This window comes from Pseudomonas sp. M2 (assembly GCF_015751845.1).
GTDB lineage: Bacteria > Pseudomonadota > Gammaproteobacteria > Pseudomonadales > Pseudomonadaceae > Aquipseudomonas > Aquipseudomonas putida_E.
Window position 1 is genome coordinate 827,588 of sequence record NZ_JADOUD010000001.1, and the last position, 22,521, is coordinate 850,108.

General features: G+C 61.5%; 20 protein-coding genes. 5 read left to right on the forward strand and 15 right to left on the reverse strand.

The genetic code is table 11. The features are described from left to right. Nucleotides 1–30 precede the first annotated feature (30 nt). The 8 genes from murB to IWW33_RS04025 all read right to left on the reverse strand — a co-directional run bounded on the left by murB (nt 31) and on the right by IWW33_RS04025 (nt 6,903). Complete coding sequence (gene murB / locus IWW33_RS03990) at nt 31–1,050, reverse strand: UDP-N-acetylmuramate dehydrogenase (protein WP_174141824.1); 1,020 nt, start codon at nt 1,048–1,050, stop codon at nt 31–33. Further along, entirely contained in the window at nt 1,047–1,511 is a 465-nt protein-coding gene (locus IWW33_RS03995; RefSeq protein WP_115275614.1) for a low molecular weight protein-tyrosine-phosphatase, read from the reverse strand. The genes murB and IWW33_RS03995 overlap by 4 nt, the downstream gene beginning before the upstream one ends. Beyond that, on the reverse strand, nt 1,511–2,275 hold the full coding sequence (gene kdsB, locus IWW33_RS04000) for a 3-deoxy-manno-octulosonate cytidylyltransferase (RefSeq protein WP_046786568.1): 765 nt from the start codon (nt 2,273–2,275) through the stop codon (nt 1,511–1,513). The genes IWW33_RS03995 and kdsB overlap by 1 nt, the downstream gene beginning before the upstream one ends. Further along, a complete protein-coding gene (locus IWW33_RS04005; protein ID WP_003247142.1) occupies nt 2,272–2,457 on the reverse strand; it encodes a Trm112 family protein in 186 nt (61 codons plus the stop codon). The genes kdsB and IWW33_RS04005 overlap by 4 nt, the downstream gene beginning before the upstream one ends. A 44-nt stretch (nt 2,458–2,501) precedes the next feature. After that, nucleotides 2,502–3,512: a tetraacyldisaccharide 4'-kinase gene (gene lpxK / locus IWW33_RS04010; RefSeq protein WP_119688514.1), complete on the reverse strand. Its 1,011-nt coding sequence runs from the start codon at nt 3,510–3,512 to the stop codon at nt 2,502–2,504. Next, nucleotides 3,512–3,946, reverse strand: a complete 435-nt coding sequence (locus IWW33_RS04015; RefSeq protein WP_012313421.1) for a biopolymer transporter ExbD — start codon at nt 3,944–3,946, stop codon at nt 3,512–3,514. Before IWW33_RS04015 ends, lpxK begins: the two co-directional genes overlap by 1 nt. Then, nucleotides 3,943–4,578: a MotA/TolQ/ExbB proton channel family protein gene (locus IWW33_RS04020; protein WP_039601022.1), complete on the reverse strand. Its 636-nt coding sequence runs from the start codon at nt 4,576–4,578 to the stop codon at nt 3,943–3,945. Before IWW33_RS04020 ends, IWW33_RS04015 begins: the two co-directional genes overlap by 4 nt. Before the next feature lie 111 nt (nt 4,579–4,689). Then, the gene (locus IWW33_RS04025; RefSeq protein ID WP_119688513.1) at nt 4,690–6,903 is read right to left on the reverse strand and encodes a DNA internalization-related competence protein ComEC/Rec2; all 2,214 of its coding nucleotides are present in this window, start codon (nt 6,901–6,903) and stop codon (nt 4,690–4,692) included. Between the two features lie 141 nt (nt 6,904–7,044). Here IWW33_RS04025 and IWW33_RS04030 point away from each other — a divergent pair, with 141 nt between their 5' ends. Further along, nucleotides 7,045–7,671, forward strand: a complete 627-nt coding sequence (locus IWW33_RS04030) for a DUF2062 domain-containing protein (RefSeq protein WP_119688512.1) — start codon at nt 7,045–7,047, stop codon at nt 7,669–7,671. Here the strand turns inward: IWW33_RS04030 and IWW33_RS04035 are convergent. The 3 genes from IWW33_RS04035 to IWW33_RS04045 all read right to left on the reverse strand — a co-directional run bounded on the left by IWW33_RS04035 (nt 7,555) and on the right by IWW33_RS04045 (nt 10,019). After that, nucleotides 7,555–8,334, reverse strand: a complete 780-nt coding sequence (locus IWW33_RS04035) for an ABC transporter permease (RefSeq protein ID WP_012313417.1) — start codon at nt 8,332–8,334, stop codon at nt 7,555–7,557. The genes IWW33_RS04030 and IWW33_RS04035 overlap by 117 nt on opposite strands. Next, nucleotides 8,331–9,263: an ABC transporter ATP-binding protein gene (locus IWW33_RS04040; protein ID WP_039601023.1), complete on the reverse strand. Its 933-nt coding sequence runs from the start codon at nt 9,261–9,263 to the stop codon at nt 8,331–8,333. The genes IWW33_RS04035 and IWW33_RS04040 overlap by 4 nt, the downstream gene beginning before the upstream one ends. A 132-nt stretch (nt 9,264–9,395) precedes the next feature. Beyond that, nucleotides 9,396–10,019 (reverse strand): glutathione S-transferase, encoded by a 624-nt coding sequence (locus IWW33_RS04045; protein WP_046786572.1) that lies wholly within the window; start codon nt 10,017–10,019, stop codon nt 9,396–9,398. A 199-nt stretch (nt 10,020–10,218) separates the two neighbouring features. Here IWW33_RS04045 and IWW33_RS04050 point away from each other — a divergent pair, with 199 nt between their 5' ends. After that, nucleotides 10,219–12,666: an acyl-CoA dehydrogenase gene (locus IWW33_RS04050; protein WP_115275611.1), complete on the forward strand. Its 2,448-nt coding sequence runs from the start codon at nt 10,219–10,221 to the stop codon at nt 12,664–12,666. Nucleotides 12,667–12,726: 60 nt separating this feature from the next. Here the strand turns inward: IWW33_RS04050 and IWW33_RS04055 are convergent, their stop codons facing one another. Then, a complete protein-coding gene (locus IWW33_RS04055; protein WP_119688511.1) occupies nt 12,727–14,256 on the reverse strand; it encodes a hypothetical protein in 1,530 nt (509 codons plus the stop codon). 211 nt (nt 14,257–14,467) lie between these two features. Between IWW33_RS04055 and IWW33_RS04060 the strand changes: the two genes are divergently transcribed. The 3 genes from IWW33_RS04060 (at nt 14,468) to IWW33_RS04070 (ending at nt 16,431) form a co-directional block, all read left to right on the forward strand. Next, entirely contained in the window at nt 14,468–14,878 is a 411-nt protein-coding gene (locus tag IWW33_RS04060) for a PA2817 family protein (RefSeq protein WP_115275609.1), read from the forward strand. Between the two features lie 218 nt (nt 14,879–15,096). After that, nucleotides 15,097–15,636, forward strand: coding sequence for a fimbrial protein (locus IWW33_RS04065; RefSeq protein WP_115275608.1), 540 nt, complete (start codon nt 15,097–15,099; stop codon nt 15,634–15,636). Nucleotides 15,637–15,693: 57 nt separating this feature from the next. Next, nucleotides 15,694–16,431 carry a molecular chaperone gene (locus IWW33_RS04070; RefSeq protein WP_174141829.1) on the forward strand — a complete coding sequence of 246 codons (738 nt, stop codon included), beginning with the start codon at nt 15,694–15,696 and terminating at the stop codon, nt 16,429–16,431. Nucleotides 16,432–16,445: 14 nt separating this feature from the next. On the opposite strand, the gene IWW33_RS04075 is transcribed toward IWW33_RS04070, so the two are convergent. The 3 genes from IWW33_RS04075 to IWW33_RS04085 all read right to left on the reverse strand — a co-directional run bounded on the left by IWW33_RS04075 (nt 16,446) and on the right by IWW33_RS04085 (nt 22,339). Next, the gene (locus tag IWW33_RS04075) at nt 16,446–17,909 is read right to left on the reverse strand and encodes a hypothetical protein (RefSeq protein ID WP_196997696.1); all 1,464 of its coding nucleotides are present in this window, start codon (nt 17,907–17,909) and stop codon (nt 16,446–16,448) included. 66 nt (nt 17,910–17,975) lie between these two features. After that, nucleotides 17,976–20,168, reverse strand: a complete 2,193-nt coding sequence (locus IWW33_RS04080) for an autotransporter outer membrane beta-barrel domain-containing protein (RefSeq protein ID WP_119688510.1) — start codon at nt 20,166–20,168, stop codon at nt 17,976–17,978. Between the two features lie 170 nt (nt 20,169–20,338). Further along, complete coding sequence (locus IWW33_RS04085) at nt 20,339–22,339, reverse strand: hypothetical protein (RefSeq protein WP_115275604.1); 2,001 nt, start codon at nt 22,337–22,339, stop codon at nt 20,339–20,341. Nucleotides 22,340–22,521 lie beyond the last annotated feature (182 nt).

Consider the following 22,521-nt stretch of genomic DNA (forward strand, 5'->3'; position numbering starts at 1 on the left):
TCTTGGCCGTTTGTCGTGCCTGCACCGGCCTCAGTACAGGTTGGGCTCCATCTCCAGCTCAACCCCGAACCGCGCCAGGATATCCGCCTGGATGCGCTGCGCCAGGCCATGCAACTGCGCCCCGCTCGCCTGGCCATAATTGACCAGCACCAGCGACTGCAAGCGGTGTACGCCGGCATCGCCATCCCGATAACCCTTCCAGCCGGCCTGCTCGATCAACCAGCCTGCGGCCAGCTTCACCTGCCCGTCAGCCTGGGGATAAGCCACCACACCTGGAAACTCAGCGCGGATGCGCGCCACCTGTTCGACGGCAACGACCGGGTTCTTGAAAAAGCTGCCGGCATTGCCCAACTCGGCCGGATCGGGCAGCTTCTCGCGGCGAATGCTGCAAATAGCGTCGCTGATCGCCTGCGCCGTCGGCTCCTGCACGCCCTGCTCGGCCAGACGCTGACGCACCGGGCCGTAATCCAGATGGGCCTGCAGCTGGTGGCTCAGGGCAAAACGCACCCGCAGGATCAACCAACGCCCAGGGTTACGCTTGAACAGGCTGTCGCGGTAACCGAAGGCGCATTCCTCAAGCCCGAAGTCACGCAGCTCGCCCGTCTGCCGGTCCAGTGCCGTCAAGCCAGCGAACACATCCTTGATCTCCACCCCATAGGCACCCACATTCTGCATTGGCGCCGCGCCCACCGTGCCCGGGATAAGGCTGAGGTTTTCAAGGCCACAAAGGCCTTGCTGCAACGACCATTGCACGAAGGGATGCCAGGGCTCACCCGCCTCGGCCTCCACCAGCACACACCCCGCGTCATCGCCAAGGACGTGGCGGCCACGGCTGGCCATGTGCAGCACCAGCGCGTCGACATCACGGGTCAGCAGCACGTTGCTGCCGCCGCCGATCACCATCACCGCAAGCCCTCGCTGGCGCGCTTGCGCCAGGGCCTCGCGCACCTCATCGTCGGTATGTACCTGGGCGAAGTAGCGGGCTTTAACATCGATGCCGAAGGTGTTGTAAGGCTTGAGCGAAACCTGCTCCTGCCAGTGCGCCGTCATAACCGCCCCTTGATTTCGACAACCAGCTCACGGCAGGCCGCCTCGATCAGGTCCAGCACCTGCTCGAAGCCCTCTGCACCGCCGTAGTAAGGGTCCGGCACTTCATCCACAGCCGCCTCATAGCGGCGCAGGAACAGGTCCAGCTCGCCAGTCGCATTGTACGGACGCATGGCGCGCAGGTGGCCCAGGTTGCTTTCATCCATGGCCAGAATCAGGTCGTACTCGGCAAAGTGCTCAGCCTTGACTTGCTGGGCACGCTGTCGCGACAGGTCATAGCCCCGCGCCAGGGCGGCCTTGCAGGTGCGGCTGTCAGGCCCCTTGCCCACGTGCCAGTCACCGGTACCGGCAGAGGCCACGTGAACCTGCCCAGCCAGGCCTGCGGCCTGCAACTGATGACGCAGCACACCTTCGGCGGTGGGCGACCGGCAGATATTGCCCAGGCAAACGAACAGGACGCGCATCAGGCCTCCAGCAAGCGCCGCACGCGCTCGAGGTCTTGTGCAGTATCGACACCCACTGCTGGCGCCTCGATGGCGTCCGCCACGTGAATACGCACGCCATGCCACAGCGCACGCAGCTGCTCAAGCGCCTCGGTCTGCTCGAGCCAGCACGGGCCCCAGCTGACGAAGTCCTGAAGGAAACCGACGCGGTAGGCGTACATGCCGATATGGCGACGGTAGGGCACGCCCTGCGGCAGTTGATCGCGGTCCTTGGCGAAAGCGTCACGCGCCCACGGCAGCGGCGCACGGCTGAAGCTCAAGGCCAGGCCGTTCTTGTCGCTGACCACCTTGACCGCATTGGGGTTGAACACGGTTTCAGGGTCGTGGATCGGCTCGGCCAGGGTCGCGATACCTGCCTCCGGATGCGCCGCCAGGTTGGCTGCGACCTGATCGATGATCACCGGCGGAATAAGCGGCTCGTCACCCTGGACGTTGACCACGATGGCGTCGGCAGGCAAGCCAAGCTGCGCAGCCACTTCAGCCAGGCGGTCGGTACCCGACTCATGGTCGGCGCGGGTCATCAGCACTTCAGCGCCAAAGGCCTGACAAGCCTCGACGATACCGGCGTCGTCGGTGGCGATGACCACACGGCCGGCACCGCTCTTGCGCGCCTGCTCCCAGACATGCTGAACCATCGGCTTGCCGGCGATCAGCAGCAACGGCTTGCCCGGCAGGCGCGTCGAGCGCAGACGGGCGGGAATGACCACGGTAAAGTTCAAGCTCATTTGTCCAGACGCTCGTCGTCGGTCAGGGTACGCGCCTCGCTTTCCAGCATCACCGGGATGCCATCGCGAATCGGATAGGCCAGGCCTGCGCCCTTGCTGATCAGCTCGGTCTTGTCAGCGCTGAGCTTGAGCGGGCCCTTGGTGATCGGGCAGGCCAGGATGTCGAGCAGTTTGGTGTCCATGGAAGCGTCCTTGAGGCCAGATGGCCGGAAATTGAAAAACGGGCTCAGGGCGTTCGATGCCCAGGCAGCAAGCGTTGCAGCTGGCTGTCGAACCAGTCGCAGAAGGCCGGCGTAGGCAGGGCCTCCACGGCCAGGTACCACCAGTCATCGGCAGCGAAGGCGCGGCACTTCACCGCATCCTTCTCGGTCATCACCAACGGCAGTGGCGGGCTGAAAGCCAGGCTCTGAGCGCTGAACTGGGCGTGGTCGGCGAACGGATGCGGCACCGGCTGCCAGTTTAGCCCCAGCAGGGTATTGAAGAAACGTTGCGGGTTGCCGATACCGGCTACCGCATGCAGGCGCTGGCCCGCCGGGAAGAAGTCGAGCGCGCGGCGCTCGCCACTGCGCAGGTTGACCAGCGCACTGGGTTGCAGACGAAAGGCGAAGCCCTCCGGGCGGTCGGCGCTGGCGCCGTTGAACAGCACCGCATCAGCCTCTTGCAGGCGCTCGGCAGGCTCGCGCAGGGGCCCGGCCGGTAAGCAGCGGCCATTGCCCAGGCCACGCGCAGCGTCGATCAGCACCAGTTCCAGGTCGCGTGCCAGGCGGTAGTGCTGCATACCGTCGTCACACAGGATCAGGTCCAACGGCTCGCTGGCCAGCAATGCCTGCACGGCGCGGGAGCGGTCGGGGTCGATCATCAGCGGCACACCCGTGCGCTGAACGATCAGCAACGGTTCATCGCCGGCCTGCTCGGCACTCTGCGAGGCTTCGACACGCCAGGGCAAGCGAGGCGGTTCTGCACCGTAGCCGCGGCTGACCACCCCCACCTTCAGCCCTTGGCGCCGGCAATGCTCGATCAACCAGAGGATCATCGGCGTCTTGCCGGTGCCACCAATGGTGATGTTGCCCACCACGATGACCGGTACCGGGGCGCGGTAGCTGGCGCTTTCGCCACTGAGAAACCGTGCGCGCTTGCGCGTCACTACCCGCCGGTAAAGCGCCTCGAGCGGGCGCAGCAGGGCAAGGGCCGGGTGCCCGGCGTACCAGGCGGCTAGCAGACGGTCAGCGAGCGCCATCAAGGTGTCCCCTGGGCGGCCTCGACGGTGGTCATGCGCAGCTGGCTGAAACCGAGCTTGCCGGCGGCATCCATCGCAGTGATCACGGCCTGGTGCGGGGTCTTGCCGTCGGCACTGATGGCCAGCGGCAGCGTGTTGTCACCGCCCGATTCGCGCTGGATCGCCTCGGTCAGGGTCGCCAGGTCGCTCTTGGGCAACAGGTGATTGTTCACCGAATACACGCCGTCTGCACTGATGGTGACCTCCACCAGCTTTTCCGGGTCTGCGACGGGCTGTTCGGCGCTGACGGCCTCGGGCAGCTCCACACGCAGCTGGGTCTCACGGGTAAAGGTGGTGGTGACCACGAAGAACAGCAGCAGGACAAACACCACGTCGATCAACGACGCCAGGTTGATGTCGACGTTCTCCCGCTGGCGATTGCGCCGGAACTTCACGCCTTGCCTCCGGCCACTTCGACTTCGCGGTCGCCCTGGATGACCTCCACCAGCTTGATCGCCTCCTGCTCCATGCCCACCACCAGTTCGTCGATGCGGCGCAACAGGAAGCGGTGGAAGAACACTGCCGGGATGCCGACCATCAGGCCGGCTGCCGTAGTGACAAGGGCCTTGGAGATACCACTGGCCAGCACCGCCGCATTGGCGGTCATCTGCGACCCCATGAAGGCGCTGAAGATATCGATCATGCCCAGCACGGTACCCAGCAGGCCGAGCAGTGGGGCCATCGCGGCGATGGTACCGAGGGTGCTGATGTAGCGCTCCAGTTCATGAATGACCCGCGAGGCAGACTCCTCGATGCACTCTTTCATGATTTCACGGCCATGGCGCGAGTTGGCCAGGCCCGCAGCGAGGATTTCACCCAGCGGCGAATCGGCGCGCAGGGCCTTGAGCTTGTCACTGGTGAGCTGCTTGTCCTTGATCCACATCCACACCTGGCCCAGCAGGTGCGGCGGGGTAACGCGGCTGGCGCGCAGGGTCCACAGGCGCTCGACGACGATAGCCATGGCAGCGATGGAGCTCAGAATGATCGGCAGCATCATCCAACCACCGGACTTGACCAATTCCCACACAGTAAACGCCCCCTCGGAAAAAGGCCGCCACTCTAACATAGGCGCGCGGGGGGCTCATCTGCCGAAGGTCAGGGAATTGTGTGGCTATACCCAGGGCAGGCTCATCAACCATCACGGCGCGCTGCCCCGCCAAAAGCGCTTTTGCGCCCGCACCCCTTCCACTTCGCCATGGTTGCCCAGCAGCAACCGCAACGCCCCCTCCACCGCCGTATCGTGAATGGCCATCCCATGCCGCCGATAGCGCTCGACCACCTGCACATGCGGATGCCCAAAACCGTTGTTGCGCCCCCGTGAAATCAGCACGCCGCGCGGCGCCGTAGCGCGGATGAATGCCTCTGTCGAGGAACTGCGGCTGCCATGGTGCGGTGATTGCAACCAATCGATACGTGGCGTCGCGTGGGCCGCCAACCACGCGCGCTCGGCGCCCGCCTCCATATCGCCTGCCAACAGCAGCCGCTCCCCCTGCGCCTCGACCAGCAACACGCAAGAGCGGTCGTTGCTGCTCTGCCCTTGGGCCCAATGCCACAGCGAAAAGCGCACGCCATCCCATTCCCACTGCTCATCACTGGCACAAGGCTGCAGTGCAAGGTCCTCCAACACTTCGCCGCCCAGCACACGCAACACCGGCAACCCACGGTAGACAGCCGGCGCGCCACCTGCATGGTCGGCATGGGCATGGCTGATCAGCATGATGTCCAGGCGCTTTACGCCCAACTTGTGCAGGGTCGGCAACACCACCCGCTCACCCAGATCGCTCTCGCCCCGCGCCGGGCCGGCGTCGTAAAGCAGGCTATGGTTTTGCGTGCGCAGCAGTACCGCCAAGCCCTGCCCGACATCCAGCTGCCAGACCTCCACCTGCCCCTGCGGCACAGCCTCCCTGGGCACCCACAACGCCAGCAGCATCGCCCCGCCCAGGCTGCGCAGGGGCACACCGGACGGCAGCAGCACCAGCAACGCCCCCAAACAGACCATCAGCCAGGCCCAGACCGGCAAAGCAGGCGGTATCCACGCCGGGCGCCAGTGCGCCACCCAAGCCAGCAACCGGAACAAGACATCCAGCAGCCCACCCGCCAACCACAACAGGCCTTCACCAACCCCTGCCAAGGGCAGCAGCAACGTTCCAAGCAGCGCCAAGGGCAATACCGCAAGGCTGACCCAGGGCACTGCCAGCAAGTTGGCCAGTGGCGCACTCAGGCTGACTGGCAAACCGGTGGCGATCAGTACCGGCAGCAAGCCGATGGCGATCACCCACTGGGCGCGGGTCCATCCTTGCCAGGGCCGCCAGCGGCCCAGACGTGAGCTGAAGCAGTAGACCAGGGTCGCCACCGCCGCAAACGACAACCAGAACCCTGGCAGCAGCGGCGCCAGCGGCTCGGCGACCAGCACCCCGATGAGGGCCAGCAGCAAAGGGAACAGCGCCCCAAGATGGCGAAAGCGCAGGCGCCAGAGCAGAACCACCGCCAGCATCAGGCAGGCGCGCTGCACCGGCACCCCCGCACCGGCCAGCCAGCCATAGGCCAGCGCCGCGCCCAGTGCCAGGCCGCACGCACACGGCAACCAGGGTAGCGCCCGTGGCCACAGGCCCCAGCGCGCCAGGCCGGCGACCAAGGCGTAAAGCAGGCCGGCGACCAGGCCGATGTGCTGCCCCGAGATCACCAACAGGTGTACCGTGCCCGTGGCCTGCAGCGCTTGCCAGTCCTCACGGGCCAGGCCGGCGCCATCGCCGAGCACCAATGCGACAAGGGCCGCTTCCCGGCCATGCGCGGCGACGCTCAACAAGCGCTGGCGCAGTGCGTCACGCCAACCCGGCTGCGCGGCGTCCAGCACATGGCCCGCCTTGACCGTACCAGTGGCGCCGATACGCCTGGCCAACAACTGCGCCTCCCGGTCCGGACCATGCGGGTTGAGCAGCCCGGCCGGGCGCTGCAAGGTAGCGGCCAGGCGCCAGCGCTCGCCAGCCCGCACCGGCGGGCCATCGAACCAGTGCAATTGCAGGCGCTGGGGCAACGCAGCGCGGCGCGAGCGAGGTTGCTCCAACTCAAAGCGCACACCACTCAGCGTATGGGCCGGCAAGCCGACCACCCTGCCCTCCAGCCACAGCGTTCGGCCATCCAGGCCTGGGGCCAGGCGATCATCCAGTGCCTGCTGCGCCGACCAGCAAGCCCAGCACATACCCAGCACGCAGCAGCCCAGCGGCCACAGCCGTGTGCCCAGGCAAACCAGGCCGCCGCCGAACAGCAGCCACAGCCACCCGACCGATGGCAACTCGGGGAGAACGCCCAGGCACAACAGCCCGAGCGCCAGCGCAAACATCCCTGTGCGCATGAGTTAGAGCTCCAGAAACGCAGTTACCCCTCAGGCATAGACGAAATGACGCCAAGGCTCGCTCAACAATTGTCACAAACTCTGAACGAGGCTGAGATGGAATCAAGGCATACTTCCCCGATGACCGCTCGGGGAGCCTACATGCCGCGCCGCCTTTTCAAACGCTACATGCCGGACCCGACCAGCATTCGGGAACACAAGTCCTTACGCTTTTTCGGCAAGTTGCTGCACGACCCGAATCTCTGGCACCTGAACCGCCACTCGGTGGCCCGGGCCATGGGTGTGGGCCTGTTCGCGGCGTTGATTCCCGTCCCCATGCAGATGCTGCTGGCGGCAGCGCTGGCGATACCGGTGCGTGGCAACCTGCCGATCGCCGTCAGCCTGGTGTGGCTGACCAACCCGCTGACCATGCCGCCCGTGTTCTTCGTCACCTACATGACCGGCGCCTGGTTGCTGGGCACGCCGCCGCGCAGCCTGCCCGAAGACCTTACCTTCGAATGGATCACCGGCCAGCTGGCAACGCTCTGGCAGCCGTTCCTGCTGGGCTCGGTAGTGTGCGGTGTGGTGCTGGGCATCATCGCCTGGTTCACCACCCTTCTGTACTGGCGCTGGTGGATTGGCCGGCAATGGCGCCGGCGCAAGCACAGGGTCTCAGGCGCGCATGCCGCGGCCACTGACCAGCAGGCGGACGCACAGCGCGTAGAGCACTGCGGTGGCGACCAGCATGAAGGTGATCGCCGTACCAATGCTGATATCCGACACCCCTAGGATGCCGTAGCGGAACGAGTTGACCATGTGCAGCACCGGGTTGGCCAGCGACACGGTCTGCCAGAACGGCGGCAGCAGGTTGATCGAATAGAACACCCCACCCAGGTAGGTCAGCGGCGTCAGCACGAACGTCGGGATGATCGAGATATCGTCAAAGTTGCGTGCAAACACGGCGTTGACGAAGCCAAGCAGCGAAAAAATGGTCGCCGTCAGCAACACCACGACCACCGTCACGCCCAGGTGATGGACCTGCAGGTGGGTGAAGAACAGCGACAGGATGGTCACGATCACCCCCACCGCCAGGCCTCGCAGCACCCCGCCCAGCACGTAGCCGACCAGAATGATGTGCGGCGATACCGGCGACACCATCAACTCTTCGATCGAGCGCTGGAACTTGCTGCCGAAAAAGCTCGACACCACGTTGCCGTAGGAGTTGGTGATCACCGACATCATGATCAGCCCGGGAACGATGTACTCCATGTAGGTGAAGCCGCCCATGTCGCCGATCTGCCGGCCGATCAGGTTACCGAAGATGACGAAGTACAAGACCATGGTGATGGCCGGCGGCAGCAAGGTCTGCGGCCAGATACGCAGGAAGCGCCGCACTTCGCGGTAAACGATGGTGTTCAGGGCGACCCAGTTGGTGCGCAGTTCCACACTCATACGGCCACCTTCGACAGGTTCTTTTCAACCAGGGACACGAACAGCTCCTCGAGACGGTTGGTCTTGTTGCGCAGGCTCTGCACTTCGATGTTCTGCAGGGCCAACTGGCCGAACAGCGCGGTAATGCCGATGTCCTTGTCCACTTGCACCTCAAGGGTGTGGGGTGTCAGCAGGCGGCATGGGTAGCCCTGCAGCGTGGGCGCCTGGGCCAGGTCCTGCCTGAGGTCGAGGACGAAGGTCTCGACATGCAGCTTGCCCAGCAGCTTGCGCATGCTGGTGTTCTCGACAATCGTGCCGTGGTCGATGATGCCGATGTTGCGGCACAACTGCTCGGCCTCCTCCAGGTAATGCGTGGTCAGGATGATGGTGATGCCCTTCTGGTTGAGCTCGGTGAGAAAGCTCCACATCGAACGGCGCAGCTCGATATCCACCCCCGCTGTCGGCTCATCGAGGATCAGCAGGCGCGGTTCGTGGATCAACGCCCGGGCGATCATCAAGCGGCGCTTCATGCCACCGGATAACGAACGCGACTGCACGTCACGCTTGTCCCACAGCCCCAGCTGGGTCAGGTATTGCTCGGCGCGCTCCTTGGCCAGTTTCGGCGGGATGCCGTAATAGCCGGCCTGGGTCACGACGATGTCGAAGGTTTTCTCGAACTGGTTGAAGTTGAACTCCTGGGGCACCACGCCCAGGCAGCGCTTGAGCGCCGAGGGTTCGCGATCCAGGTCATGGCCAAACACGTTCACCGTGCCGCTGGTCTTGTTGACCAGGGTCGAGAGGATGCCGATGGTGGTGGATTTGCCGGCGCCATTGGGGCCCAGCAGGGCGAAGAAGTCACCTTCGGCGACGTCCAGATCGATGCCTTTGAGGGCCTGGAAGCCGTTGCCGTAGGTTTTGGTCAGCTGTCGGATGGACAGGGCAGAACTCATAGCGGGTCACGTACCGAGTGAAAAGGTCAGGACACGCCAGGGCAAGTCACTGGCGCAGTGAGTGCGGCCATGGTGCAAGGCCTGGCCGCACAAGTACAGTCATGTGTATTGATAGTGACTATCGAAGCAGGTTCAGGTCAGTGCCGTCATCACCGCCGCCTGGTAGGCCGGGCGTTGCTTCAGCCGCTCGTACCAGGCTTGCAGGTGGGGCATGGCCGGGCGCTCGATGGGCATTTCGAACCAGGCGTACACGAAGCTCCCCAGTGGGATGTCGCCCATGCCGATCTGGTCACCGGAAAGGTACGGTTGGTGCGCCAGGGTTTCATCGGCGATCGACAGCAACTGCGCGCACTGTTTGTGCGCGGCATTGATCGCGACCCAGTCGCGCTGGTCTTCGGGGGTGCGCAGCAGGCCCCAGAACAACGGGCGGAACGCCCCTGCAAAGGACGAGGTGGTCCAGTCCATCCACTTGTCCGCCAAGGCGCGCTGGCGCGGGTCTTTCAGGTACCAGCCCTGCTCTGCGCCGTACTCGGCGCACAGGTAGCGCACGATGGTGTTGGACTCCCACAGGGTAAGGTCGCCGTCTTCGAGCATGGGCACCAGGCCATTGGGGTTGCGGGTGCGGTAGTGCGGCTCGTTGACGACACCGAAGGCGCCGCCGGCGTCGATGGATTCGAAATCCAGGCCCAGCTCGTGGGCGATCCACAGCGCCTTGCGCACATTGCTCGAATTCTTGCGACCCCAGATCTTCAGCATGACGACGTCCTTATGAATGCGAAGGGGTGAGTCTACTCCAGGCCTCTGTCGCCTGCATCGGCGAGTGGGTCGATATAGACGAACAATGAGCTGAAACTCCCACAGCCACACCCTGTCACTGTTCTGATACTGCCGTTCACTGTGTTGCGTCTAAGCTCTGTGAGACGGCCCAAGCCCCTGGTTCCAAGGAGGAAGGATTATGTTGCTGTTGTGGTTGCTGGTCCTGGTGATCGGCACGGCGTACCTCACCCACCGGCGTCTGCCACCGCTGCAGATACTCGCCATCGTTGCCGGCTATACCTTGCTGATGGGCATCTTCAGCTCGGCGCCCGGCTGGCTGCTGGCGTTGATCTGGCTGGTTCTGGCCGCCAAGGCTGCCCTGCTGTTACTACCCGAGTGGAGGCGCAAGGTATTCACCGGCCCTGTGTTCAAGTGGTTCCAGCGCACCCTGCCGCCCATGTCGCAGACCGAACGCGAAGCCATCGACGCCGGCACCGTATGGTGGGACGGCGAGTTGTTCAGCGGCCGCCCCGACTGGCGCACGCTGCTCGACTACCCTGCGCCAACACTTACCGAAGAAGAACAGGCCTTCATCGATGGCCCGACCGAGGCGCTGTGCGCGATGGTCAGCGACTGGCAAATCGGTCAGGATCTCGACCTGCCGCCCGAGGCTTGGGCCCATATCAAATCGCAGGGTTTCTTTGCCCTGATCATTCCCAAGGAATACGGCGGCAAAGGTTTCTCCGCTTACGCTCATTCTCAGGTCGCCATGAAGCTCGCCACGCGCAGTGGTGACCTAGCCTCCACGGTGATGGTACCCAATTCCCTCGGCCCGGCTGAGCTGTTGCTGCACTACGGCACCGACGAGCAACGCAACCACTATCTGCCACGCCTGGCCCGGGGCGACGACATTCCGTGCTTCGCGCTCACTGGCCCCCTGGCCGGCTCCGATGCAGGCGCAATGCCGGATACCGGTGTCATCTGCAAAGGCCAATGGCAAGGTGAGGAGGTCATCGGCCTGCGCCTGAACTGGGAAAAGCGCTACATCACCCTCGGCCCGGTCGCCACCCTGCTCGGCCTGGCCTTCAAGGCCTACGACCCGGATCACCTGCTGGGCGAAGAAGAAGAGCTGGGCATCAGCCTGGCGCTGATACCCACCGACACCCCCGGTGTGGAAATCGGCAAACGCCACCTGCCACTGGGCGCGGCCTTCATGAACGGCCCCAACAGCGGCAAGGACGTGTTCATCCCGCTTGAATTTCTCATCGGCGGCCAGGCCATGCTTGGCAAGGGCTGGATGATGCTGATGAACTGCCTGTCGGTGGGCCGCTCCATCTCCCTCCCTGCTGTGGGCACAGGTGCTGCCAAATACACCAGCCTGGTCACCGGCCAGTACGCCAACATCCGCGAGCAGTTCAACGTGCCACTGGCGGCTTTCGAAGGCATCCAGGAATCATTGGCGCGCATCGGCGGCAACGCCTGGCTGATGGACAGCGCCCGCCTGCTGACCGCCAAGGCCGTGGACCTGGGCGAAAAGCCTTCGGTGCTGTCGGCGATCCTCAAGTACCACCTGACCGAACGGGGCCGCGAATGCATTCAGCACGCCATGGACGTGCATGGCGGCAAGGGCATCATCATGGGCCCGAACAACTACCTGGGGCGCAACTGGCAAGGGGCGCCGATTTTCATCACGGTCGAAGGCGCGAACATTCTCTCGCGCAACCTGATGATCTTTGGGCAGGGTGCCATCCGCTGTCACCCGTTCGTGCTCGAGGAAATGGCCCTGGCAGGCCGCGAGGACCACGGCCAGGCCCTGAAGGAGTTCGACGAACTGCTGATGAAGCACATCATGTTCGCCGCAGGTAACGCGGCGAGCACACTGGTGCACGGGTTGGGGCTGGGTCATCTGGAGAAGGTGCCAGGCGACGCCCTGAGCCAGGGATATTTTCGCAGCCTGAACCGCCAGGCTGCGGCCTTTGCCTTGCTGGCTGACCTGTCGATGATGCTGCTCGGTGGCGCACTCAAGCGCCGCGAACGCCTCAGTGCAAGGCTCGGCGATGTGCTCAGCTACCTGTACCTGTCTTCGGCTGCACTCAAGCGCTACCATGACCTTGGCTCGCCCGAGCACATGCGCCCCCTGCTGCGCTGGGCCATGGAAGAAAGCCTTGGCCAGGCTGAAAACGCCCTGGACCGGCTGTTGGACAACTTCCCCAACCGCTTCGTCGGCTGCGCCCTGCGGGTGCTGGTATTCCCGTTCGGTCGCAGGCATACCGGGCCGAGCGACGAACTGGATGCGCAGGTGGCCGAACTGATTGGCAGAAGCAAAGGCGACCCAGCGCTGGAAGAATTGCTGGCAGGGTGCTTCCGGCCCCAGGCCGAAGGCGACCCTGTGGCTGCGTTGCAACGCGCCAGCGACCTGCTCGATGAGGTCGCGCCACTGCAACGAACGCTGCACCAGTCAGTGAAGGACGGTACCGTACGACCAGCACCCGGGGAGTCGCCCATCGATGCGGCTGTGGATGCTGGCGTACTGCAGCCGCATGAAGGCCAGCGTTTGCTCGATGCGCAGCACGCTCGCCGCCAGGTCATCGATGTGGATGCCTTTGAAAAAGCGCAGCTTACGCGCGCTGAAGGGCATATTCGCTAACGTCAATGTCAGCGCCCGGGGCCTGCCGCCGGCCTCGGGTTGCTCTTCGATACTCCACATTCAACCGTTGGTCAGCTCAACGAAGCGGGCGGCAGTCAGTGTTGGCACGGGTATTACAATCGAGGCCCAATAATGAAACCGGGCTTGGTCTTGAGTATCTTCAGCCAATAGCACCGTGAACGGTGAAGGCGCCGTCGGATGTGGCGTAAAAACACCCGTTGCGGACACTGTGCCGTTGCCACTAATGACAGTCCATCGAGTGTCAGCGGCTCGCACCTCCACCTCACCTTCCCAACTGTCATAAAAAAGCAGCAGCCTGACTTTGTTGTTTACCAGTTCTGCTTTCAGGTAGTGGGATTCTATGGTGTGCAACGTAACGAAGGTGGATATGGCTGTTTCACTACCTGCCGTGGCCTTGATCACATCTGCACTGATAAGCGTACGCGGGCCAGATTGTAGTGCCACCTCACGTTTGGTCTTGTTGTTGGAGTCAAGCGCGAATGCTGGCGTAGGTGCACTGGCTGGATAATAAAACATCTCATCCCTCTCGCTCATCAGGCGCCCTGATGCTGCACCCTCGAACGCCCATTGCACATTTGCCGCGGCTGGCGCCAACGTCAATGCCTGTTTCTCATCACTGACTCCAACCAATCGAAGCCGTGGGGTAATGGCGAGCGGTTGTTCGACGTGTGCCTGATGGCGGTATTGGTCAGCCACGCTGTTAGCGTCGTACATTGCCCAATACAGTAGCAACTCCGGAATCAATTGCCCGGCGGTAAAACGCAGCGATCCTGGCGGTGTGCAAAAACCGGCGAGCCAAGCGTTGTCAACCGGAGGCAACCCCAGTAAAACCTCGGGAAAGAGAACGCTCAAAAAAGACAATACGCCCGCATCCCCCGCCGTTTCCGGGGCACTCAGCGAGTTGGTCCCCCCCAGCGCAAGTTCACTCGACCCACTGGACAACGTCAGGTCCAATGACGCTTCTCGAAGCTTGAAAGAGCCTTTCACATCGTGCAGTAACGGGCTGATAGGCGGCAACACTCCATACAGGTTGACACGCGCCGTTTCTTTATAGTGCTCGGTAAGCGCTGCCCAACTAAAGTCACCGTCCGTATGTTCGAACAGTGCCTCACCGGACCACTGCAGCCGAAGGAACGACCCCTCTAGCAACTTGTAACGCAGGTAGCCGTTGGCAAGTGGCACCTTGACTGTGAATGCCGTTCTCGAAGCCGGTAATGTTTCCAGCATTTCATGAACTCGTCGCCCAACACGCCCCAACACCGCGCGCAAAGCAAACTGTGAATCTTTTACGATGGTGTTCGTTATCGTGATGTGCTGTTCGTTGTAGGTAACGCATGGTGCACCCAAGCTCAGGGTGCCCACGCGCCATATAGCGCCCTCGACCATCCGGTCGTACTGCACCTGCTCACTCACGCGGCGCGAATTACGCCGGGCGTAGTCAACCCATGACGCATTGACGATCTGGCGACTCAAGACACCGACCACCAGTGTAAGCGGGTCGACCAAAACAGTATTCAGCGTATCGCCGCGGGTCGGGGGTTGCGCGCTGTCGGGTATACCATCAGCCATTGCAATATCTCCTGTTTCAATGGGTTCATGTGAACATCCCGAACGTACAGCGGCAACTGGCAGTAATTGCAGTTGATAGTGCACTCGCTTGCAGAAGCTGGTTTGAGCCGAACCAGCCTCCAGCCAGGAGATAGCCTGTGTGCGCTCGGTCGCGACACGAAGTGGCCGGGAGCGTATGATTCAGCACTGTCTACGCAATCGAGTTACGTTCATGGCCCAATCCTACCTGGCACACCACCTGCAATTGCTGCACCACCTGCGTACCATTCTGGTGGCGCTCGGAGAAAGCGAGCAGGTTCCCGAAGAAAGCCACGTGCTGTTCCTGGAACGCTTCGACGAGCTGCTTACCCATCTGCCAACCGATCCGCTGCAAAGCCAGTACCTGGGCCAGGATCTGATCTGCCAGGTCATCCAGCGCTATCCGCAGATTGCCCACCTGGTACCCCGTGACCTGCTCTGGTTCTTTGGCGGCGATTGCCTGCACTTCATGCCGGATGAAGAACTCGAGTTGTATCAACAGCTGGAAGAAATGCGCTACGAAGCCGAACAACAGGGCGAAACATTCGATTGGCATCAACACAAAGAAATGCTCAGCCTGTCGAATCGACGATCAGCGCACTAAGCGATACGCCCTGCCGCATCAGGGGGGGGCGCGACAGGCCGACGCGCCGCGCCTTGCGGCGGCTGCCATCCCGCAATCCATGCAGGCTTGCTAATTATTCCTACATCCCGCTTATCCCCCCCCCTTTAACCTGTTCGCCGCTCCCCCCAACAGGCGCTTAGCCGTCTGGGAGCATTCCGGGACTGCCCCACATACGAACAGGATTCAAGGAACTGCCAATGAAAAAGACTTTACTCATGCTTGCCTTGGGAATGGCCAGCAGCAACGTATTCGCAGCCCCCGAAACCGGCCAGATCAACTTCTACGGTACGGTCTATGGCGGCGGCACCTGCCCGATCGAAGTGGTCAACCCCGGCGGAAGCGTTATCCCTCGTGTATCGCTCGGCAACTTCACCACCAAGTACTTCAGCGCCAGCGGCACCGTTACCCCAGACGTGGCATTTGCGTTGCGCGTAACGCCTAGCGCTACTTGCACCATCGCACCCGGCGCAAAAACCAAGATCACCTTTACTCCATTGCACGGTGTAGTGGGCACAAACCTCTACGGTATTCGCGGCGGCGGCGCCACGGGCCTGGGTCTTGTGATCAAGGACCAGGCTCGCACCAAGATCAACCCCAATGCCGAATCCAAAGAATACGACCTGTATGAAACCCGCCCGACAGACTTGATGTTCTACGCGGCGTATGAATCCTTTGCCGCCACCGTTAGCGAAGGCTTGGCCGAGGCGGAAGTTTCTTTCGTGGTGAACCTGCCTTGACACGCACTCCAGGTGCCTGCACCTGGAGTCGATTCCAACTACACCCGGTCCAACGCCATGCTGTTTTTCCGTCACCCCCTGGCTGTTGTGTGCAGTTGCCTGCTGCTGCTCGGCGCCAACACGCCAATTGCCTATGCGGCACTTACCATCAGCCATACCCGTATCGTCCATGAGAGCGCCAAACGCAGCGCCTCAGTGATTGTCGCAAACCCTTCGAAAACGGCGTTCGCCGCTCAGGCTTGGGTCAATACCGAAGCCGACGATGCAACCACTGCTGTCCCCCTCATAACCTCGCCTGGGCTGTTCCGTCTGGACCCCGGCAATGAGCAGACAGTGCAGATCAACGCACTACCCAATGACCTGCCGCAAGACCGTGAGTCGCTGTTCTATTTCAACTTGCAGGAAATTCCGCAGGCGACGGCCGATACCCGGCAAAATATTCTGAACATTGCCCTGCGTACGCGCATCAAGCTGTTCTATCGCCCCAGCCATCTGAAAGACCGCCCGCAAGACCGGCTCAAGGACCTGGCATGGTCGGTACAACTGATAGACGGCAAACCGCACCTGGTTGTCGACAACCCTTCGCCCTACCACTTCACTTTCAACCGACTGGTCATCAGCGGCGCTGGGTTTAGTGAAACCATTACGGCCCACGACATGGCCCTGCCATTGAGCCGTCAGACGTATGCGCTGAAGCGGTTACCGACAACCCAGGGCCTTCAGGTCAACTTCACCACGATCAATGACTACAGCGGCATTACAGCCGAACGCTCCAGCCCGGTGAAACCAGAGTGAGCCAACCTATACCCTCAGGCGCGCAACGTAAGGTTGATGGAGGGGAAACGGACCCAGTTGCCGCCCTCATCGAAACTCACCTGAACGCTGACAGTAAACCGTTCATTGAGCCTGAGGCTTGCCAGATAGGTTTTTGGCACCGTCACAGCGTTATCCATGCCAATCCCCTGCCTGGCTTGCGTAGCCGATACCGGATGTGCGACAAGTGCATCATGGGCGGGCGCCTCATTGCCACTTTGCAATACGCCCGTCACCTGGATGCTGACCCGCTGCCCTTCGGCGATCATCCGCCACGTGTCCAGCTTGATCGGTACATGGGCAGGCGCAGAAGCCAAGTGAAAGCCTGTACTGTCGGCACCCACCAGGTTTACCTGAGGCAGCCTTTGCGTCATCGCCCTCACCTCCAACCTGACCGGATCAGAGTCCAGAGCACTGTCACCACCATCGACTTGGTAGATGACCGGCAGGGTCCGCTTGCTTTGCGCCAAAACCTTCTGCACCGGAATTTCAAAGTGCCGGTCGCGCCCCTCGTACGGGGTCCGGGTTGAATAGTGCCCCACGCTTCCCGGCTCCCCCCACACGACAGTGATCGTTTCACCGGGATACACCATCACCTCGGCCGGAACCTCGATCAACAAGGGAGCGTCAAAGTCGTCAAGCGCAAGCGTCAGTTGTGGCCCTGAACCCTCAGCCTGGGCGATCAGCACCGGGCTCAAGCTCCTGGGCACCGGCGTGGCCGTTACCGCCAGTGTGACGGGCTGCGATCGTGCACTGACATTACCCGCGCGATCACGTACCCGATAATGGATATAACGCGCACCATCCTCACGCTCGCGAATCATGTCTCCGGGAAATTCGAGTACCAACGGCTGCCCGACGTTCTGATCTGTCACCTCAAGCTCGGCAACCTGCTCGTTGGCAAAGGGCGCTCGGTCCCAGTAATACGTCAGCATATCGCCCACTGCCGGGCTGTCGTACCCCGGCACAGTGGCCAACAAACGATCACCATGAGACTCCAGGTAGCTCACCGTAACGCCCTCGTCCAGGACCTGCTCCTCGACAATCAAGGCACCGTCCTCGCCCCCCAGCAACGGCGCGATCTTGTCGATCGTCAGTGTCAGCGGCTCAGACACCACCTGACTTCCGTTGTAACCATGGACGCGGTAGGTCACAAGCACCTGGCCGTGAGCCAATAGCGCTACCGGGACATCGGCGTACAGGTCTTGCGGCGGTATGGTGTCGAACCAGGTTTTCTCCTCGACCAACTGCGCGCCCCAATACAGGAAAAGCTTTTCCGGGTAGTCGGGTGAAGGGTTCGAGTAGTCCCACATAGGCACTTCAATCCGCAATGGACGTGCAAGCGCCGATACGGGCAGCAAGTTGTCCTGCCCTCCTGGGATATTGGGCAGAACATCTGGCGAAACAGGCGGTTCGAGGAGCGTATCGGTGGGCAGGCCTCTCGCTGATCGTTGCATCATGCTTCCCCTTACGTTTGTTACCGTGCACAAAAACGGGAAGGCTGAACCTTCCCTGTTGCGACCGACCTACCAGCTGTAACGCAGCCCGACGTTAGCCCCCCAAGGCTGCTCAATCTTTTCACCATTGGCATAATCAAAGTCTGCATGCAGCTGCAAGCGATCATTAAGGGTCGCGGCAACCCCTAGCCCAAGCTCGCCTCGCGAACCCGACAGATCGTTGTCGAATCGATTATTGTTGACCTTCACCTGATTGTTCTGAACGAACTCATGCGCATAGGCTGCGCGCAGATACGGCTGCAGCAATCGCCCCTCGCCCAGTTCGAAGGTCCGCCCAACGGTGGCACCGGCCTTGCCGAGCAGCGAACGGGTATCATCACCTTGGGCTTGCAAGCCATTGTCCAGCTGGTAGTCCTTGCCCTGGATATTGACCACCGACCATTGCGTGTAGGGCTCGATGAAGTAACCAGCCCCCAGCTCCAGGTGCCGACCAAACTCCACGGATGCCCCCACGCCAAGGTTGTCGTAGTCGCCCTTGGTCCGCGTGCCATCGCTCAAGGCGATTTTTGATGAGTTGTCAAAACGGTTTAGCTTCACCACACCGTCCAGGTAGTACCCACTCTGGGCATCGAGCCAGGTTGCATAAAGCCCCAGGTAGTAGCTCTTGACCTCTGCCGAGGCGCCCCGGACCAAGTCCAGATCAGAACCGCTGTGGCCCGCCATCACCCCGATCAACCATTGGCCATCGCCTACCGGAAGCGGCGCATCGGCACCCAACGAGAAACCCTGCTGAACTTGCCGGTAAGGGCTACCCGATGCGTCGGACACGTTGAATTTGTTGCCATAGGCTCTAACCCAGCCACCGGCACTTGCCTCATCCAGGCGTAACTCGCCCATGCGGCTACGCAACGTCGTCAGCTCGCCGTACCACACAGTCGGCGCCGTGTTGAACAGAGCCAGCACAGAAGCAGTGCCAGGGCTGATGACCTTGCGCGAGCCATCGAGGAACCAGTCGTTGCCTCGCTGCACCAGGTCATAGGAAAAAGCCCCCAGGTCGACTGGCCCGTTGAGTAATGAAAACTGCGCATCACCCGCCGCGGCGTGCACCAGATGCAGCTGGTTTTCAACCGAGGGATCAGCGCCGCTGCTGCCCACCAGCAAGCTATGGCTACCGGTGGCAGTTCCGGTGATATCAAGGAAGTCGGTCTGGCCAGTACTGAAGTCACTGTCCATGATGAACGTTCCGCTGCCTGCCAGAGTCCCCAAGGCCAAACGTTGATACTGGTCGGGTTCACCGAACCTGATACTGCCGCCATTGAGAGCCAGGCTGCCGACCTGGCTATCTTCGACCATGTTCCAACGCGCTTGGTCGTTAATGGACAGGCCGGACACATTCTCCAGGCGGCCTGTCAGGCTGGCCTGGTTGTCCAGCGTCAACGAGGCACTGGAGCCGGCTTCGACGCGTACATCTCCCACAAGTTGGCTGTTGTCGACAGTCATGCTCGCCGTCGACCGGCCCACCACTTCCAGCAGGGTACCGTTGCTACCGCGCAACGTGGAGCCGCCTGCCACGTTTATTACCCCATTGGCAGGGCCGAGCAACGGATTGCCGACAATGATGGCCGAGCCGTCCAGCCCTTGCACATCAGAGCCCACCAGGTTCAGCGTGGCTGTACCCGGCAAAGCAGCATCGGAGAAGATACGCACCCCAGCTTGCGCACCTACCAAGCGGCTGTCTTGAGCCGTCAGTGTCGCACCGCCAAACATGTTCGCTGCCGCAGCGGTCCCGGTACCGATCAACTCGCTGCGTTGCAGGCTCAAGGTGGCAGCTGATGACACCAATGCGCCGCCGCGGGCACCTTCAACATGACTGTCGCTGATCGTGGCCGAAGCCCCCGCAGTGCCGTCAGACTCCAAACGCAGGCCATAGCGGTCACTGACCACACGCGAGTTGTCCGCTATGGTCACCCTCGCCCCACCACGCAGGGCGATGCCATCAGCGCCTTGCGCATCCACGTTACTGCGTTGCATCTGCAACTGCGCACCGCTACCGATATCCAACTGCAGGGTCGATGCATCGACCGCCTCAAGCCAGGCGCCAGGGTTGAGCTGATAGCTGTCGACCGGCGTGGTGGCGTCGATCGCTCGCTTGCCCTCCACGACGGTCAACGCCTCGGTAACCGGGCTAGCCAGCAAGAGTACAGGTAACATGAGCACCGCCTGCATTGAAGGGTACGAGCGTTCTTTAAGCACAGTCGCCATTGAATCAAAGGTCTCCGTCGTATTAACTGAAATCACCCACGGATTAGGGGGTAAATTTCGTACAAGTTACGTGGCACTACCCGAAACCTCTGTAGGAATATTCGTCAATTGAGCAAAAGACATCTGACGGGAGATGAAGATGGCTGACGCCATCTTCATGCGTTGCCTGCTTACGGTTTGAGTGGGCAAGCTGCTCCCAGTTGATGCATTGAAATGATGCGTTCCTCAGTACCGGACGTGTACGTCGTACCGTCCAGTTCGAAGGTGTACCAAACACGGGCGCGCCCGTCTTTAAGGGCAGCATTGAAGTTAGGTATGGGCAGTATGTGTGTGTCATAGGGCTCCACACGCCATACAAACCCATTCAAACTTTCCGCTGTCAGGGTAATTTCCTCGACCTTGTCAATGTCCGGTATTGGCGTTTCACCGGTAAAGCCATGCACTGCCGTCCAATGCATCGTAACTTTGGCACCCGTCACTAAACCGTATGCCGCCAGGTCCGGCACCTGAACACGAATGGCCGCTGCGGCACCGCTATCGTCATCCGGGTCATACAATGATCGGCAGGTCAGCCAGCCCACGGGAGCCTCGGTATTGCCACCAAGAAACTCAGGGGCGTCCGGGACCAAGACAATGGCCGTTACGGTTACATCGGTCGATGGCGACACTGAGGCATTGGGAACACCGTCCCGAGTGATCCTGTAATGCACCGGCACTACGCCGTTTTTGTGGGCTTCGATGTAAGCCCAAGGGATCGTTGCCGTGACTTGCTCACCGGGATCGGTGTCCAGCACCTCATGATCCGCTTCAGTGATATGGGTTCCACCCCAATGGAAGGTAATTTTATCGCCCTCGATAAAGGTGCTATCGAGCACGAACGTCAGGGTCGCAGGCTTGAACTGATCGTCGGGCGTCAGTTCATTGTTTTTGCCCGAAACCTCACCTTTGACCGTGACGTTGTCCAACTTCGGGTTGACCGGGTCTGGCCAGGTTGGGTCTGGGCCTGGATCGACCGGCCCGATACGTTCAAGGTTAACGTCCACAGCCGTCCGCTCGGTGCCCGCTGGCACCGCCCCCCGTCGCAGTGCATAGCTGACAGGTGTCGACATCGCCCCGCTGCCTGCGGCCGCATACTCGCCCCACACTTGCAGCGGCAACAGGTTGATTGCCAGTGGGAAAGATGGCGCGTTGCCAATCGGCTGCCAACCCAGTTCGAGGGAGCCCCAGGTCACCTGTAACTCATCTGTGGGCTTGAAGTGCTCGAATGCCGGGATATGCACCGACACACCCGTGAACACATCCTCCTGGTCGATCACTCCATCGCCAGCCAGCGGCACTTCAGGAGCCTTCAAACCCGAAGGCAATGGCCCAAGCGCAACACCCACCGCGGTAGGAGGGGCGATTCGGCTGATGTTGCCGGCCTTGTCAACCAGCAGATAGAGGGCGTAAAGGCCACCATCGCCTGCGGCTTCGATGGCAGTCCGGGGCACCTTCAATTGCTGTGGTAACGTTCCGACATCTACAGTCACGGCAGGTAATACCGCGGTGAGGTCCTCGGGTACATCCTTCAACCAGTAGACGGCAACCTTGTCGCCGGCGGCATGATCAGGGTACGAACCCAACGTCAGCTCAACATCTGCCACGTTGGCGTCGGTGACATCTGCAATCGGCGCAAAAGCGGGCGGGACGTTACCTCGGTTGGGCGCAATGCGGTCAAAGATCAGCGCGAGCCTTCCGCCCTGAAGCCTCGTGCCCCCACTGTAAGGTAAAACCTCATAAGTGAATGTCTGTGTACCTTCACCCCACGCCTCAACTCTTTCCCTGGGCACGGTATACGGCAGGGGGAACTCGTCTCTATTACTTTCGTCAAGTTCCCTATTGATTAGTTCTTCCCGCCCCCCGTTCTCACTTAAATGATAAATATATAAAGTGTCGTAAACGCCGAAGCCGGGCGGCGCAAACGTGTCCCATGCCGGGATGCTGACTGTCAGTTCCCCATCAGCGCTGAGCAACACTTGGCTTTTCAGCGTGTTATCAGCGGGATCGGCCAATAGGCTCGGGTCGATCAACGGGGCTTCCAATGCAGTGGACACAGAAGCCTGCGCCCGCTGCTGACGCACGGCCTGGCGGGTTTGCTCGGCCGTCATGGTCCTTTTTTCATACGTGCTCATTACGTTTATCCTGTCGCGCTGGAGGGTTAAGGACGCCGAAACTAAGCGAGTTGCATACCGTTATTTAAAGGCCCCTGTTCAACACGAACAACTGGCAGAACTGACAGTTGACTTCTTGCATCAGCCTTTTAAACCGCCGAGTAATTATCGAGTTATCAACAAGATCGAGCGCCGCGCGGGCG